11 protein-coding genes are annotated in these 15,374 nt (G+C 71.3%); 5 read left to right on the forward strand and 6 right to left on the reverse strand.

Going from position 1 to position 15,374, the window contains the following annotated elements:
* Nucleotides 1-43: 43 nt before the first annotated feature.
* Complete coding sequence (locus WA640_RS08295; RefSeq protein WP_335987152.1) at nt 44-1,141, reverse strand: NAD(P)/FAD-dependent oxidoreductase; 1,098 nt, start codon at nt 1,139-1,141, stop codon at nt 44-46.
* 150 nt (nt 1,142-1,291) lie between these two features.
* Between WA640_RS08295 and WA640_RS08300 the strand changes: the two genes are divergently transcribed.
* Both WA640_RS08300 and WA640_RS08305 read left to right on the forward strand, forming a co-directional pair.
* A complete protein-coding gene (locus WA640_RS08300; RefSeq protein WP_335987154.1) occupies nt 1,292-2,473 on the forward strand; it encodes a MalY/PatB family protein in 1,182 nt (393 codons plus the stop codon).
* Nucleotides 2,474-2,578: 105 nt separating this feature from the next.
* Complete coding sequence (locus WA640_RS08305) at nt 2,579-4,156, forward strand: ricin-type beta-trefoil lectin domain protein (RefSeq protein WP_335987156.1); 1,578 nt, start codon at nt 2,579-2,581, stop codon at nt 4,154-4,156.
* A 34-nt stretch (nt 4,157-4,190) separates the two neighbouring features.
* On the opposite strand, the gene WA640_RS08310 is transcribed toward WA640_RS08305, so the two are convergent.
* Entirely contained in the window at nt 4,191-5,225 is a 1,035-nt protein-coding gene (locus WA640_RS08310; protein ID WP_335987157.1) for a GNAT family N-acetyltransferase, read from the reverse strand.
* A 12-nt stretch (nt 5,226-5,237) separates the two neighbouring features.
* A complete protein-coding gene (locus WA640_RS08315; RefSeq protein ID WP_335987159.1) occupies nt 5,238-6,116 on the reverse strand; it encodes an SDR family oxidoreductase in 879 nt (292 codons plus the stop codon).
* An 85-nt stretch (nt 6,117-6,201) separates the two neighbouring features.
* On the opposite strand from WA640_RS08315, the gene WA640_RS08320 reads away from it, so the two are divergent.
* Nucleotides 6,202-6,780: a TetR/AcrR family transcriptional regulator gene (locus WA640_RS08320; RefSeq protein WP_335987161.1), complete on the forward strand. Its 579-nt coding sequence runs from the start codon at nt 6,202-6,204 to the stop codon at nt 6,778-6,780.
* Between the two features lie 37 nt (nt 6,781-6,817).
* On the opposite strand, the gene WA640_RS08325 is transcribed toward WA640_RS08320, so the two are convergent.
* The gene (locus tag WA640_RS08325; protein ID WP_335987162.1) at nt 6,818-9,199 is read right to left on the reverse strand and encodes a xyloglucanase; all 2,382 of its coding nucleotides are present in this window, start codon (nt 9,197-9,199) and stop codon (nt 6,818-6,820) included.
* A 393-nt stretch (nt 9,200-9,592) separates the two neighbouring features.
* On the opposite strand from WA640_RS08325, the gene WA640_RS08330 reads away from it, so the two are divergent.
* Nucleotides 9,593-11,503 carry a glycoside hydrolase family 3 protein gene (locus tag WA640_RS08330; protein ID WP_335987164.1) on the forward strand — a complete coding sequence of 637 codons (1,911 nt, stop codon included), beginning with the start codon at nt 9,593-9,595 and terminating at the stop codon, nt 11,501-11,503.
* A 95-nt stretch (nt 11,504-11,598) separates the two neighbouring features.
* Here WA640_RS08330 and cutA read toward each other — a convergent pair whose 3' ends face one another.
* On the reverse strand, nt 11,599-11,931 hold the full coding sequence (gene cutA, locus WA640_RS08335) for a divalent-cation tolerance protein CutA (protein WP_335987165.1): 333 nt from the start codon (nt 11,929-11,931) through the stop codon (nt 11,599-11,601).
* A 56-nt stretch (nt 11,932-11,987) separates the two neighbouring features.
* Nucleotides 11,988-12,641, reverse strand: a complete 654-nt coding sequence (locus WA640_RS08340; RefSeq protein ID WP_335987166.1) for a cellulose binding domain-containing protein — start codon at nt 12,639-12,641, stop codon at nt 11,988-11,990.
* Nucleotides 12,642-12,913: 272 nt separating this feature from the next.
* Here WA640_RS08340 and WA640_RS08345 point away from each other — a divergent pair, with 272 nt between their 5' ends.
* Nucleotides 12,914-15,265, forward strand: coding sequence for an FdhF/YdeP family oxidoreductase (locus WA640_RS08345; RefSeq protein ID WP_335987167.1), 2,352 nt, complete (start codon nt 12,914-12,916; stop codon nt 15,263-15,265).
* The last annotated feature ends 109 nt before the right edge of the window (nt 15,266-15,374 follow it).

A 15,374-nucleotide genomic window follows, 5' to 3' on the forward strand; every position in this document is an offset into this window, starting at 1 on the left:
CGAAGCCCCCGCCGCCCGGAGGCGGCGGAGGCGATGCCGTAGGTCAGGACGCGCCGAACATGTCGGCGAAGCGGCCGTTCATCAGGTCGCGGCCCTTCCACTGCGCGACCTGCTCGGTCGGCATGAGGACCGGCCCGTCCTCCGAGGGGACCTGGCCCACGCCGTACTCGGGCCCGAGCGGCAGCAGGATCACCCGGATCGGGTTCGGCCGGTACTCCTCGACCGGCTCCGCCCCGTTGACCTGCGCGATGATGTTGGCGGCCACCACCTCCGCGTGCTTCGAGGCGGCGCCGGCCCGCTTCTCCTCGGCCACGTCGGTGAGGTCGCCGACGGCGTACACGTTCACGTGACCATCCACATTGAGCTTCGCGGTGACGGCGATCTGGCCGCGCCCGTTGAGCGGCGCGAGGCCCTCGCCGAGGTACCCGGAGTTGGTGCTCGCCCCGTAGGCGCGGAACCAGATGTCGGCCTCGACGGTCTCGCCGCCGATGCTCGCGCGCACGTCCCCGGCCCGGCCGGGCTCGACGTCCGGCTCGGCGTCGAAGGCCGCGCCCAGGCGCACCTCGACCTTGAGCTCCGCGAGCTGGCGCACCAGCTCGGCGCGGAACTCCTCGGCGTACCCGGGGACCAGCTCGGCGGCGGGGTCGACGATCGTGATCCGCTTGTCCGGCCACACGTCCCGGATCTCCCCGGCCAGCTCCAGGCCCACGGGCCCGGCCCCGGCGATGAGCACCCGCTCGGCGCCGGCCAGCTCGGCGTGGGTCTCCTTGAAGTGGGCCAGGGCCTCCGCGGTCGAGTCGGTGCGGGTCTTCGCGGGGTACGGGTAGGCCGAGCCGGTCGCGAGGACGATGTAGTCGGCCTCGACGCGCCCGCCCGAGGCGAGCGTGACGCCCCCGGCGTCGACGGCGGCCGCGTACTCGCGAATGTGACTGCCGCGCTTGAGGACCCCGCTGTAGGGGAAGAAGATCTGCTCGGCCCACTCCTCGGGGCGGGTGAGGGCGCGGAGCGCGCCCGCGGCGTGGACGAAGGCGTCCTTGGGTTCGATGAGCACCACGTCGGCGTGCTCGTCGAGGGCCTTCGCGACGGCCGCGCCGCCGTACCCGCCGCCGACGACCGCCACGGTCCTGCCTTGCTGCGTCATGATCGTGCCTCTTCCGAAAAAGTAGTTCGTACTACGAACCATAATAGTTCGTAGTACGAACTACAAGCGGCCGCGGCGTGACCCCGACCACCGGCGGAGATCCCTGCCGCACAAGGTGACACGACGCCAGAACTCCGATACCGTCTGTGCATGAGCGCGACCACCGATGCCTCGACCGACCTGCCCGGCGACCCGCTCCGGCAGCTCACCCTCGACCAGCTGCGCCAGCGCACCAGCGAGAAATGGCGCCACTACGACCCCGACGTGCTGCCCCTGTGGGTGGCCGAACTCGACGTCCACCTGGCCGAACCCATCGCCAAGGCCGTCACCGACACGATCGCCGCGGGCGACACCGGCTACCCGTCCGGCACCGGCTACGCCGACGCCGTCGCGGCCTTCGCCGCCGAGCGCTGGGACTGGGACCTCGACCCCGGCCTGATCCGGACGGTGCCCGACATCATGCTCGGCGTGGTCGAGATGCTCAAGGCCGTCACCGGGTCCGGCGACGCGATCGTCGTCAACAGCCCCGTGTACCCGCCGTTCCACACCTTCCCGGTGTTCAACGACCGCAAGGTGATCGAAGCGCCCCTCGGCGCCGACCACCGCATCGACTTCGCCGCCCTCGCCGCGGCCTTCGAGGTCGCGCTCGGGCGCGGCGGACGCGCCGCGTACCTGCTGTGCCACCCGCACAACCCCACCGGGACCGTCCACACCAGAGCCGAACTGGAACGCGTCGCGCGCCTCGCCGCCGACTACGGCGTACGCGTCGTGGCCGACGAGGCCCACGCGCCGCTCGTCGCCCCCGGCACCCGCTTCACCCCGTACCTGACCGTCGCGGGCGGCGAGACCGGCCTCGCGCTGACCTCGGCCGCCAAGGGCTGGAACCTCCCCGGGCTGCGCGGCGCCGTCGCCGTCGCCGGGACCGCCGCCGAAGCGGACCTCGCGCGGATGCCCGAGCAGATGTCGAGCAGCATCAGCCACCTCGGCTCGATCACCCACGCCGCCGCGTTCCGCGAGGGCGGGCCGTGGCTCGACGCGCTCCTGCTCGGCCTCGAAGCGAACCGGCGCCTGCTCGCCGACCTCCTCGCCGAGCACCTCCCTGCCGTCAAGTACCGGCCGCAGCCGGGCACGTACCTCGCGTGGCTCGACTGCCGGGCCCTGGACCTGGGCGACGACCCGGCCGCGGTGTTCCTGGAGCGCGGCCGCGTCGCGCTCAACTCGGGGCTGCCGTTCGGGACCGGCGGCAAGGGCCACGTGCGCTTCAACTACGGGACCTCGCCGGAGATCGTCACCGAGGCGGTGGAGCGGATGGCATCCGCAGTCCAAAACTGACAACGCAGACAAGCTTCACATTACTGCCGGGTAACGGTAGTCTCCTGGCTACAGGCCATTGACGGCCATCCATGTTTCGGCCATGCCTCTGAACCGGAGACTGCCATGTCCACACCCCGGAGACGTTGGGCCGCAGCGATCCTCGCTGCGGCGCTGACCACCCTCACCATGTCCGCCGCGGCCGTTCCCGCCCAAGCGCAGGAACGCCCCGACATCGTCCCCCTCCCCGCGAACCTCGAAGCGATCCGCGCCGCCGAGGCCGAAACCCTATACGGCGACTCCGACATCCGCCCGCTCGAAGACCGCCAGACCTCCCTGGTCTCCATGGGCGACAGCGAGATCTCCGGCGAAGGCGTCGGCAACTACGACCCCAACACGCACCGCGAAGGCAACTGGTGCGACCGCTCCTACGACCAGGCGCTCTTCCGCACCGGCATCGAGAGCGACGTCCAGTACAACGTCTCCTGCTCCGGCGGCGCCTCCCCGCACCTTGTCGAAGGCTCCGGCGCAACCCAGTGGGACGAACTCAACCAAGGCGACAACCTCGCCATCAAGGCCCGCAACACCCACGTCAAACTCGTGTGGATCGTCGTGGGCGCCAACGACGAAGGCGGCATCGAGTTCGGTCCCACCGCCACCGAGTGCGTCACCAACCGCATCCTGTTCCTCGGCCCCTGCTGGCCCGACCACACCGAGGACTGGGAGGCCCGCGTCGAGGTCACCCAGGACGGCGTGGAGACCGCCATCGACGCGGTGCGCCAGACCATGACCGACGCGGGCTACCTCGGCACCGACTACGACCTGGTCGTCATGTCCTACCCGAGCCCCGGCGGCCCCGACGTCGAGGACAACCCCGACTTCCCCGGCTGGTACTCCGGCGGCTGCCTGCTCTACCTCGCCGACGCGGCCTTCGCGCGCAACAAGGCCGTGCCGCTCTTCGAGGACGGCGTGCGCGACGCGGCGCTGGCGAAGGGCGCGCGGTACCTGAATGCCCAGCGGCTGTTCGACGGCCACGGGGTGTGCGAGGCGCAGCCTTGGGCTCGCGGCGTCTACGTCGAGGTCGGGGTCCTGCCCTCCGAGAACGCGTTCCGGCAGTCGCTGCACCCGAACTTCCTGGGGCACGGCGCGTTCGCGGAGTGCATCACGGAGTTCTACGAGCATCCCGACTGGGACACCTCGACGTGCGTCGACCCGGGGAGCACGAACAACGCCGTGCTCTACGAGGGCCTCTTCGAGTTCCAGGACCTGAAGAACACCGCGACCGGCCTGTGCGTCGACGCCGAGGGCTACGACTCGCGCAACGGCACCGACCTGGTCTCCTGGACCTGCCACGGCGGGCGCAACCAGGGGTTCTGGTACGACGACGAAGCGCGGTCGCTGCACGTGGAGCTGTCGCACGACCGGTGCGTCGACGTCGAGGGCGGCCGCATGCAGGCGGGCACCCCGCTCGTGCTGTGGGACTGCCACGGCGGCCTCAACCAGGAGTTCGTGTTCGGCTCGGGCGGCATCCACCCTGCGGGCCACTCGAACCTGTGCGTCGGCTTCGACGGCACCGCGGCCGGGTCGCCGCTGGTCCTGACGTCGTGCGGGACGAGCGCGAGCGCGATCGCCCCTGCCGCAAGGAACTACGCGGACCCGGTCGGCTACGGCTACGACGACTGGATCGGATCGAGCGTCTACTAGGGACGACGCTGGGCGGCCCCGGTGACGGGGCCGCTCAGCGCCGCCACCGCAGCAGCAGGTCCGGCAGGCCCTCCTCGTTCCCCGAGCCGTCGTCGGCGCCGACCTCCGAGAACCCGTGCCGCGCATAGAACGCGCGCGCCCCTGTGTTCGCCGCGAACACCCGCAGGTCCAGGCTCCGCCTCCGCCGCTTCGCCCGCTCCAGCAGCGCCTCCCCGATCCCGCGGCCCTGCGAGCCCGGCTCGATGTACAAGTGCGCCAGCAGGTCCCCGTCAAGTGCGGCGAACCCGACCGGCACGCCGCGGTGCTCGGCCACCAGCACCTCCGACTGCGGGACCATGACCTCCCTGACCCACCAGTCGGTCTGCTCGCGCGTGTACAACGCCGGCAGGTACGGCATCCCGCTCCTCGCGGCCCAGAAGATCCGCGCCACCGCGTCGACGTCCCCGGCCCAGCCGCGCCGCACCAGTGGGAACGTGTCGAGTTCGATGGTCTCTGCGATGCGCCGCAGTTTGAAGCCCGACCTGAAGGCCGGGTACTGATCGCGCAGTTCCCGCTCGGCCTCGGTGAGCTCGGCACGCACCCGCGCGAGCAGCAGGCGGCCTTCCCGGTCCAGACCTGCCCCGAGATAGGCGGTCACCACCCGCTCAAGGCCGTCGCGGACCGCCGCGAACCGCTCATGCGGCTCATCACCGATCCGGCGCCACTCGTACGCGACGGCGAACCGGGTCGCCTCGTGCGCATCCGGTCCAGGCCAGCGCCGCCCGCGCCGGTACCGGACCTCGTCCGGCTCGGGCTGCCGTCGACCCGCTCGCTTCGCCTCCATTCGCCTGGCCGCGAACGCCTCCTGCTCGACCATCCGTGCGTTCCGGCTGGCCTCCAAGCGGTCCAGGGCCCGCACGAGGGACTCGGCGTCGAGCTTCCTCCTGCCATCCGCTCCAGTGAGGAACGCCCACGACGCATGGAACCCCATCTGCCGGTAGTCCTCCAGCGCGCAACGCAGCGCCGTGTACCGCTGCCCCATGGGCAGCTCGGGGTTGCGTACGCGCCGCGCGCGGGTCTGGAAGGTCACCGGGGGACTGTACTACCGCAGGCCCGGGAAGTCCTCAGGGTTTGCGGCCATGAACTCGGCGAACGTGCGAGGTCGCCGCCCGGTGAGCCGCTCGACCTCGCCGGTGACCTCCTGGAAGCTTCCGCTGCCCATGGAACCGTACAGCGACGCCAGCTCGGCGGCCTGCTGCGGCGCGAGCCCGAACCCCAGCAGCCGCGCCGCGACGGCCTCCTCCGAATGCGGGTGGAACCCGACCGGGCGGCCCCAGCCGCGGCTGAGCTGCGCCGCAATCCACTCGTAGGAGATCGCTTCGGGTCCGGTGATCTGCAGCGTCCCACCGGGTTCAGGCTTGTCGGTGAACAGGGCCGCGGCGCACGCGGCGATGTCGTGGCAGTCGATGAACGCCATCCGGCCCGGACCGTCGGGGCCGATGAGCGCGCCCTGCTCGTCCCACAGGACCGTTGCGGGGCTGAGGAAGTTCTGCATGAACCCGCCGGGCCGGAGCATCGTCCACTCCAGACCTGAAGCCTTCAGGTGCGCCTCGGCCTCGCCGTGCCCGCCCTCCGACATCCGGCCGCCGATGCGCGCGTTGAGCACCGACAGCTTGACGACGTACCGCACGCCCGCGCCCTTCGCGGCGTCGATCGCGTTCCGCTCCCAGCGGACCATCGGCTGCTCGCCGTCCTCCAGCACCAGCTGCGCCCCGGGGGAGGCCAAGAACATCCGGTCGACGCCGTCCATCGCCGCCGCGAGCGACGCGGGGTCGTCGAAGTCGCCGACCGCGTACTCGACGCCGAGGGCCTCGCCCTTGGCGGCGTCCCGCACGAGCGCCCGCACCGGCGCTCCTTGCGCTTTCAGTTGCGCGACAAGGTGCCTGCCGGTGGAACCCGTTGCTCCGGTCACGAGGATCATTGCCGTCTCCAATGCAAGTGGAAGAATATCGTCCGTTTACTGAAGCTAGCATAAGCGGAAGAGAATCGTCCAGTACTATCGACGGGTGACCGCGAACCCAGCACCGCCCCTGCGCGCCGACGCCCGCCGCAACCGCGAACGCCTTCTCGCGGGCGCGGCGACCCTCATCAGCGAGCGCGGCGCCGACGTGCCGATGGAGGAGATCGCCCAGCACGCGGGCGTCGGCGTCGGGACCCTCTACCGGCGCTTCCCCGACCGGCACAGCCTGATCCGCGAACTGGCGGCCGACATGTTCCGCCGCGGCATCGCCATCGCCGAGTCCGATCCGGGCGGCCTCACGGGGTGGGACGCGCTCGTGCGGCTCGTGCGCTTCTGCGGCGAGCCCGAACTCGGCGCGCTCGCTTCCGCCTTGCGGCCCTGGCTCGCCGAGCACCGCGACGCCGACGCCGATCTGCGCGACTTGACGATGACCTGGCTCGACCGCTTCGAGCGGACCGTGCGCCGCGCGCAGGAGGAGGGCGCGATGCGCACCGACATCGACGGTGCCGACCTGCTCAACTTCATCAGTCTCGTGTCGTGCCGCATGCCGGAGCTGAGCGCGGAGGCGAGCCGCGACGCCACGGCCCGCTACCTGGAGATCGTGCTCGACGGCCTCCGCGCCTGACGCGGATCGTCAGGCGCGGAGAGGAATCCGTCTGGTTCTAGTCCGCGATGTCGCCGTAGATCAGGCCGCGGCCGTTGGTGGCGATGTAGACGCGCCCGTAGACGTCGGGGTCGCCGGTGACGGCCTTCCCGGTCCAGGCCCACTGGTGGGCGTCGTCGTTGACGCGGACCCAGTTGCGGCCCTCGTCGGTCGAGCGCCAGATGCCGCGGGTGGTTCCGGCCTTCGCCGACGCGAAGATCGTCGGGTACCCGTGCCTGTTGCGCGCCTTGCCGAACCCGACCGCGTCGGCCTCGGCGAAGTCCCGCACGCGGGTCCAGCGCTTCCCGCCGTCGGTGCTGCGCCACATCCCGTACGTCTTGCCGGTCTCGCCGCCGGCGAGCCACAGCTGCGCCCGCTTGCTGGGCACGGCCCGGAAGTCGACCAGGCCGCTGGCGGGCAGCCCGGCGGCCCCGGTGGCCGCGAACGCCAGGCCGCCGTTGACGGACGCGTAGAAAGCCCCGGATGCGAACGCGTAGAACCGGTTCGCGTCGACCCTGTCCGCCCGCACGAGCGCCCCCGCCGGGAGCCCTTCGACCGGCGTCCACGTCTGGCCCAGGTCGGTGCTGAACACCGGCGCGGTCGTGCCGTTCCCGGGGGACCAGACGATCACCGCCCCGTCGGCGCCGACGGCGACCGTGCCGCCGTTGCCGCCGCCCGTGACGCCGTCGAGCCGGGCCGTCGTCAGCCAGGTCGCGCCGCCGTCGACGGAGACCCCGACATGCCCGTCGACGTCGCCCTCCACATCGCCCGACCCGACCACCACGTCGCGGTTCAGGGCGGCGAAGTCGACGCTGCGCCCCGACGTCCAATTGGGACGCCGGATCTGGACCCCGGCCTCGTCCAGGTCCGTCTGCACGAACCCGCCGAGGTCGCCCGTCGCGGAGACGAGGGTCCCGCCGAGCGCCGCGATGTCCTGCACCGCGGTCTCCTCCAGGCCCTCGGCCCGCACGGCCACGGTGAACGGCTCGACCGGCAGCGCGATCTGGTGCCCCGCTTCGGAATCCCAGCCCACGAGCGCGCCCTGCGCGTCCCACTGCGTCAGCGACTCGGTGCCCCAGATCGTGGCGCCGGTGCCCCACATGATCCGGTCCGAGTCGTGCGGGTCGATGGCGAGCGCGTCGATCATCCAGCCGTGCTTGACCGCGTACGCGGGCCCGTCGTCGCTGTTCCCGAAGCTCAGCCAGGCGCTCCCGGTGCTGTCCATGTCGAACCGGTCGGCGCGCGCGGGCGGCCACGACCAGTTCGCGTCCCACACGTAGTCCCAGCTCGTCTCCCACGTCGCACCGGAGTCCGTTGAGCGGTAGAGGATCTCGTCGGGCCACCAGTTGTTCTGGGTCGCCACCATGAGCGTGCCCGGCGTGCTCCGGTCGACGGTGAGCCCGCCGAAGCCGGGGATCGTGCCGATCGGGTTGTACCCGGGCGTCACGTCGGTCCACTCGCCCGTCGCGAGCGACAGGCGCTGCACCGACCCGCCGCGGCCCGCCGACGGCGCGCCGTTGTAGGGCCCGGGGTCCCAGCCGGTCACCACGAACAGGTGCCCGTTCTCGTGGTCGACCGCGGCCTGCTTCGGGATGGTCCGGTTCCCGTCGGCCCGGCCCAACGCGGCGGCCGCGCCGTCGACGGCCTGCCAGGTCGCGCCCCGGTCCGCGGAGGCGTACAGCGGGTCGTCGGGGTCGGCGACGCCGACGAAGATCCGGTCCCCGGCGGTGTCGAAGTCGATCCAGATGACGCCCTGGTTGTCGTCGGAGTAGTCGCTGGAGGGGTCCTGCACGAAGTTCCCGGCGTTCGGGAACGCCTCGACCTTCGCCCACGTGCGTCCGAAGTCGACGGACCGCCACAGCCCGTTTCCGTTCGGCGCACCGAGATAGACGACCTTGTTGTCGGAGGGGTCGACGGCCAGCCGCTCGCCCATCCCGCGGCCGGGCATGTTCCCGCCCTGCTTGAACGGCAGCTCGGCCACGCCCCACGAATCCCCGTAGTCGTCCGAGTAGAGCACCGCGCCGCTGTTGGGGTCCCAGTCGTTCGTGTAGGTCCCGACGGCAGCATAGACCCGCTTGGGCTCCACCGGGTCGGTCGCCACGGAGACGACCCCGGTGTAGCCCCACAGGTCCCACCCGACCCAGTCGAGCAGCGGCTTCCAGGTTTGCGCGCCCTCCTGCCAGCGGTACAGCCCGCCGATGTCGGTGCGCGCGTAGATGAGTCCGGCCTCGGTCTCGTTGAAGACGATGCCGGGGACGTAGCCGCCGCCGTTCACGACGGCATTGCGCCAGGCGTAGCCGTCCTCGCATCGCCCGCCCGCTTTCGCTGCGGCAGTGCCGGGTACGGCCGCAGCGGCCACCGCCGCCGCGCCGAGCGAAGCGGCAAAAGTGCGTCGTCGCACAGGTGCTCCTCAAGGGTCACCGGAACCCCGGGCCCACCAGGCCCATCAGGTCCCGAGGGGTTAGTTGGGAGCCCCAACGTAACAGCCTCGCCTCACCCAGAGCAACACCCCGAACCCCCGCCGCTGTCACACCCCCCAGGCACCCTTGTGCCGGGGGCCCAGAATCCGGTCCACCAAGGAGTAGTCCGCGCCCGACAACTCCCACCCTGCGCCTCTCGCGGGCGAACATGTCGTACCCCTCGGGCACCCTTGTGCCGGGGGCCCGGCGAACGGGGTCGCCCGGCTCTGCACCTGTCCTCGAAACGGTCCGGCCATAGACGTGGGAGCGCTCTTCCGTTACTGTGGAACACGGTTGGGACTTGTCCGTACGCTCACCCCTCTAGGAGCCGACACATGGGCGCGAGCCTGCCCACCCTCCTCCGCCGTCCCCCGATCCTCTGGTCCGCGCTGGCCGTCGCCCTCGCGGCCGCCGTCGTTACGGTGCTCCTCGTCGTCCCCGGCGCCGACGACGGGCCCGCCGACGGGAACGGCGACTACCTCGACGCGGGCCTCCCGATCGACGAGCGCGTCAACGACCTCCTCTCCCGCATGACGATCGAGGAGAAGGTCGGGCAGATGACCCAGGTGACCGTCGGCGCGATCGACCCCTATCCGGCCGACGTCGCCGAGTACGGCATCGGCTCCCTCCTCAACGGAGGCTCCGAAGCCCTCTTCGACACCGCAGAGGAATGGGCCGCGATGATCGACGGCCACCAGGACCAGGCGCTCGACTCCCGCCTCGGCATCCCCCTCATGTACGGCATCGACGCCGTCCACGGCAACACCGCGATCCCCGGCGCCGTCGTCTTCCCGCACAACATCGGCCTCGGCGCCGCCCACGACCCCGACCTCGCCGGGCGCGCCGCCGCGATCACCGCCGCCGAGACCCGCGCCGCCGGGATCCACTGGACGTTCGCCCCGTGCCTCTGCGTCGCCCGCGACAGCCGCTGGGGTCGCACCTACGAGTCCTACGGCGAAGACCCCGGTCTCGCCTACGAGTACGCCGGGCCCGTCGTCACCGGCTACCAGGGCGACGACCTCGCCGCGAACACCAGCGTCCTCGCCACCGCCAAGCACTACGTCGGCGACGGCGGCACCGCCTACGGCTCCTCGACCACCGGCGACTACCTCCTCGACCAGGGCGTCACCACCCTCACCGAGGACGAGCTCCGCGCGATCCACCTGGCGCCCTTCGAAGCCGCCGTCGACGCCGGGGTCGGCTCGGTCATGGCCTCGTACTCCTCCACCGACCTCGGCGGCGGCCCCGTCAAAGTCCACGCCGACGAGTACCTCCTCACCGAGGTCCTCAAAGGCGAACTCGGCTTCGACGGGTTCGTCGTCTCCGACTGGCAGGCGATCGACCAACTCAGCACCGACTACAACGAAGCGGTCCGCACCGCGATCAACGCGGGCGTCGACATGGTCATGGTCCCCGTCGAATACAGAGCCTTCATCGCCGCGCTGCTCGCCGAAGTCGAGTCCGGCGGCGTGAGCGTCGAACGCATCGACGACGCCGTCTCCCGCATCCTCACCCAGAAGTTCGCCCTCGGCCTTTTCGAGCACCCCTACGCCGACACCAGCGGCGCCGCCGCCATCGGCTCCGACGAGCACCGCGACGTCGCCCGCGCAGCCGCGGCCGCCTCGCAGACCCTCCTGCGCAACGACGGCGACCTCCTCCCGCTCACCGGGCAGGAGTCGATCTACGTCGCCGGGTCCGGCGCCGACTCGATCGGCCGACAGACCGGCGGCTGGACCGCCTCCTGGCAGGGCTCGCTCGACCCGCCCACCGAAGGCACCACGATCCTCGCAGGCATCCAAGAGGTCGCCCCCGACGCCGCGGTCACCTTCAGCGAGGACGCATCCGCCCCCGTCGACGGCGCCGACGTCGGCATCGTCGTCGTCGCCGAGGACCCCTACGCAGAAGGCGTCGGCGACGCAGGAGCAGGGGACCACGACATGGCCGTCTCCGAAGCGGACGCCGCCGCCATCGCGACCGTCTGCGGCGCGGTCGACTGCGTCGTCATCGTCGTCTCAGGGCGCCCCATCGAGATCGAACCGCACCTCGACGGCGTCGACGCCCTCGTCGCCGCCTGGCTCCCCGGCAGCGAAGGCGCCGGAGTGGCGGACCCGATCTTCGGCGCGACCCCCTACGACGGGCGCCTCCCCGTGAGCTGGCCGCACCGGACCGATGACGAGCCGCTCAACGTCGGTGATCCAGACTATGACCCCCTCTTCGCGTTCGGCTTCGGACTCCAGACCGCTTGACCTCCGTCCGTGCCGCCGCCCGGCGCATGGCGGCGACACGGTCCCCGGCTTCCGCCAGTCGCGGCAAGTCTGCCCGCGAGGTACGACAATCCCGGTCAGGATCGGCCGGCGGTCTCCGCGTCGATCCACTCCAGGTACTCGGGGTTCCCGGCCGTGATGGGGAGCATGACGACCTCGGGGACCTCGTAGCCGTGACCGGCCTTGAGGTGGGCCTCCAGATCGGGGTAGGCGGCGGCGGTGGTCTTCAGGACGACCCGCCACTCCTGCGCGGTGTCCACTTTCCCCTCCCACCAGTAGATGCTGCACAGGGGGCCGAAGACCTGCGCGCAGGCGGCGAGCCTCGCCTCGACGGCGGTGCGCGCCAACGAGGCCGCGGACTCGGCAGAATCGGTGGTCGTGACCACTTGGACGTGCTCGAACTCGGTCATAGCCGCCTCCAAACCGCTTTGCACGAGGGTAGCGTCAGAAGGGGTCCCGCGGGAACCTATTCGTAGGCCGTGCAGGGCACCGAATCGGGCAGGTCGAAGCGGTCGTCGACCTCCGCCTGGAACCCGGTCACCGCGTCCTCACCGGGGTCGAGCCGCCCGTTCCAGTTCTTCGCCCCGAACCAGCCGCGGCCGAGGTCGTCCATGTTCCAGTAGTGATAGATGTCCACATCGTCCAGGTCCAGGTCGATCTCCCAGGTCTCCAGCCGCTCGTCCCCGACGTTGACCACCTCGACCGACACGTCGATCGACCCCTGCCACTCCTCGTCCAAACTCAGATAGGCGACGCACGCGGCGCCCTCCACGGTCGACTCTTCCTCCTGCGGCGCTTCGGTATCCGGCGGGGGAGCGTCCGTCGTCGACGACTCCGACGGCGAATCGGACTCCTGCGACTCCGACACCGACTCCGACGGCGTCTCCAGGGCCGAGCTCGCCGTCTCCGCGACCGCCGCCGCACTCGAACCGTCCTCGGCCGCCGACGGCCACTCGGTCGTCGGCCCGTCCACCGCGCTCACCGGCTCGCGGTCCGAATCCCCGCCGAACACCCCGAGCTGCCACATGGCGATCAGCGCGACCACGCCTGAAAACGCCCCCAGGATCTGGAGCAGCCGCCCGTGCAGCCTCCCTTGGGGCTCCGGTTCCGACCTGTGCATCCGACCGCCTTCCAATGAGGACGCCCTCGCGGGTCCGCAATAGAGGACGCGCGCCGATCCGCACGGCTCAGCCTACCTGCACACAAGTGCCCGAACGGTCCGCGCTGATTCGCCCCGATACCCGATGAACTGGGATTTCATCCGCACTCGTGATGATTCGTCACCCCTTTCGAGTCACCTTGCACCCCTGGTGGACCGCGCCGCGACACCGCGCCCCCCCGCCGCGGCCTCGTTCCCGGCCGCCCCGCATCCACCGGGCCTACACTGGCCCGATGAGCCGCGCCCAAGAGACCGATCCCGCGCAGGACGCGCCCACCGTCCACCCGCCGAAGGACCACGCCGTCGGCATGCCCGCCGTCCTCAACTCGGTCCGCGTCGTCGGCTCACAAGCCGGAATCAAACGCGGCCTCCCGCTCCTGCGCAAGGTCAACCAGACCGACGGCTTCGACTGCCCCGGCTGCGCCTGGCCCGAACCCCTCCACCGGCACCCCGCCGAGTTCTGCGAGAACGGCGCCAAAGCCGTCGCCGAAGAAGGCACCCGCCTGCGCGTCGGCCCCGACTTCTTCGCCGCCCACCCCGTCGCCGACCTCGCCGACAAGTCCGGGTACTGGCTCGGCCAGCAGGGCCGCCTCACCGAACCCGTCTACCTCGCCGAAGGCGCCACCCACTACACGCCCGTCACCTGGGACGACGCCTTCTCGCTCATCGCCGGTGAACTCACCGCCCTCGACAGCCCCGACGAGGCCGCGTTCTACACCTCCGGGCGCACCAGCAACGAGGCCGCGTTCCTCTACCAGCTCTTCGCCCGCAAATTTGGAACTTCCAATTTGCCCGATTGTTCCAATATGTGCCATGAATCCTCGGGCTCGGCGCTGGCCGAGACCATCGGGATCGGCAAGGGCAGCGTCCTCCTCGACGACCTGTACCAGGCCGACCTCATCATCGTCGCGGGCCAGAACCCCGGCACCAACCACCCGCGGATGCTCACGGCCCTGGAGAAGGCCAAGCGCGCCGGGGGGAGGATCGCCACGCTCAACCCCCTGCCCGAGGCCGGGCTCCAGCGCTTCAAGAACCCGCAGACCGCCCGCGGGCTCGCCGGGCGCGGCACCGACCTCACCGACCTGTTCCTCCAGATCAAGGTCGGCGGCGACCTCGCCCTGTTCAGCCTCCTCAACCGGATGCTCCTGCGAGCCGAGGCCGACGCGCCCGGCGTCATCGACCGCGACTTCATCGACCGGTACACGCACGGCTTCGACGCCTTCGCCGCCCACCACGCGGACGGCGACGACGAGGCCGTCCTCGCCGAGGCGGTCCGCCGCACCGGCCTGTCCCCGGTCGAGATCGAGCGCCTGTTCACCATGGTCCTGGCCGCCGACAAGATCGTCGTGTGCTGGGCGATGGGCCTGACCCAGCACCGGCACGCGGTCCCCACGATCCGCGAAATCGTCTCCTTCCTCCTCCTGCGCGGCAACATCGGCCGCCCCGGCGCGGGCGTCTGCCCCGTGCGCGGCCACTCCAACGTCCAAGGCGACCGCACCATGGGCATCTGGGAGCGGATGCCCGACCGCTTCCTCGACGCCCTCGGCACCGAGTTCGGCTTCGCGCCGCCCCGCCGCCACGGCCTCGACACGGTCGACACCATCCGCGCGATGCGCGACCGCCGCGTCAAGGTCTTCTTCGCCATGGGCGGCAACTTCGTGTCCGCCAGCCCGGACACGACCACCACCGAGGACGCCATGCGCGGCTGCCGCCTCACCGTGCACGTCTCCACGAAGCTCAACCGCTCGCACGTCGTCACCGGCGCCCGCGCGCTGATCCTCCCGGCCCTCGGCCGCACCGACGTCGACGCGCCCGGCGGCCGCGAGCAGTTCGTCACGGTCGAGGACTCGATGGGCATCGTCCACTCGTCCCACGGCCGCGTCGCCCCGCTCAGCCCGCACATGCGCAGCGAAGTCGCCATCGTCGCCGGACTCGCCCGCGCCGTCCTCGGCGACGCCGACGACGTGCCCTGGGAGGACTTCGCCGCCGACTACGACCGCATCCGCGACCGCATCGAACGGGTCGTGCCCGGCTTCGCCGACTACAACGCCCGCGCCCGCGTCCCCGGCGGGTTCGCCCTCCCGCACGCGCCGCGCGACGAACGCGCCTTCCCCACGGCCACCGGCAAAGCGAACTTCACCGTCAACCCGGTGACCTCGCCCGAGGCCGGGCCGGGCCGGCTGCTGCTCCAGACCCTGCGCAGCCACGACCAGTTCAACACCACCATCTACGGGCTCAACGACCGCTACCGCGGCATCCACGACGGCCGCCGGGTCGTGCTCGTCAACCCTGACGACGCCGCCGAACTGGGCCTGGCCGACGGCGCCTACTGCGACCTCGTCAGCGAATGGTCCGACGGGGACCGCCGCGCCCCGCACTTCAAGATCGTCCACTACCCGACCGCCCGCGGCTGCGCCGCCGCGTACTACCCCGAGACGAACGTGCTGGTCCCGCTCGACTCGGTGGCCGAGTTCAGCAACACCCCCACTTCCAAATCCATCGTCGTCCGCTTCGAGCCCGACAGCGCCTCCGAAGCCGCTGCCGTCGCGCCCGCCGCCCCCTTACCGGCGCCCTCCTCGCCGTGACCTTCGACCGCGGCCCTTGCGGCCCCGGCTCCCGTCGAGCTATGCAGGCAAGAGAACCACCGAGCACCTGAATCCAAGCTGAAGCCGCCTGAAGGCAATTTAAGGAACC

This window comes from Glycomyces sp. MUSA5-2 (genome assembly GCF_037034145.1).
GTDB classification, from domain to species: Bacteria; Actinomycetota; Actinomycetes; order Mycobacteriales; family Micromonosporaceae; genus Glycomyces; species Glycomyces artemisiae.

Bases quoted from the DNA above. Each gene is read 5' to 3' on its own strand.
- WA640_RS08295 (WP_335987152.1), bottom strand. From the start codon at position 1,141: ATGACGCAGCAAGGCAGGACCGTGGCGGTCGTCGGCGGCGGGTACGGC.
- WA640_RS08300 (WP_335987154.1), top strand. From the start codon at position 1,292: ATGAGCGCGACCACCGATGCCTCGACCGACCTGCCCGGCGACCCGCTC.
- WA640_RS08305 (WP_335987156.1), top strand. From the start codon at position 2,579: ATGTCCACACCCCGGAGACGTTGGGCCGCAGCGATCCTCGCTGCGGCG.
- WA640_RS08315 (WP_335987159.1), bottom strand. From the start codon at position 6,116: ATGATCCTCGTGACCGGAGCAACGGGTTCCACCGGCAGGCACCTTGTC.
- WA640_RS08330 (WP_335987164.1), top strand. From the start codon at position 9,593: ATGGGCGCGAGCCTGCCCACCCTCCTCCGCCGTCCCCCGATCCTCTGG.
- cutA (WP_335987165.1), bottom strand. From the start codon at position 11,931: ATGACCGAGTTCGAGCACGTCCAAGTGGTCACGACCACCGATTCTGCC.
- WA640_RS08340 (WP_335987166.1), bottom strand. From the start codon at position 12,641: ATGCACAGGTCGGAACCGGAGCCCCAAGGGAGGCTGCACGGGCGGCTG.
- WA640_RS08345 (WP_335987167.1), top strand. From the start codon at position 12,914: ATGAGCCGCGCCCAAGAGACCGATCCCGCGCAGGACGCGCCCACCGTC.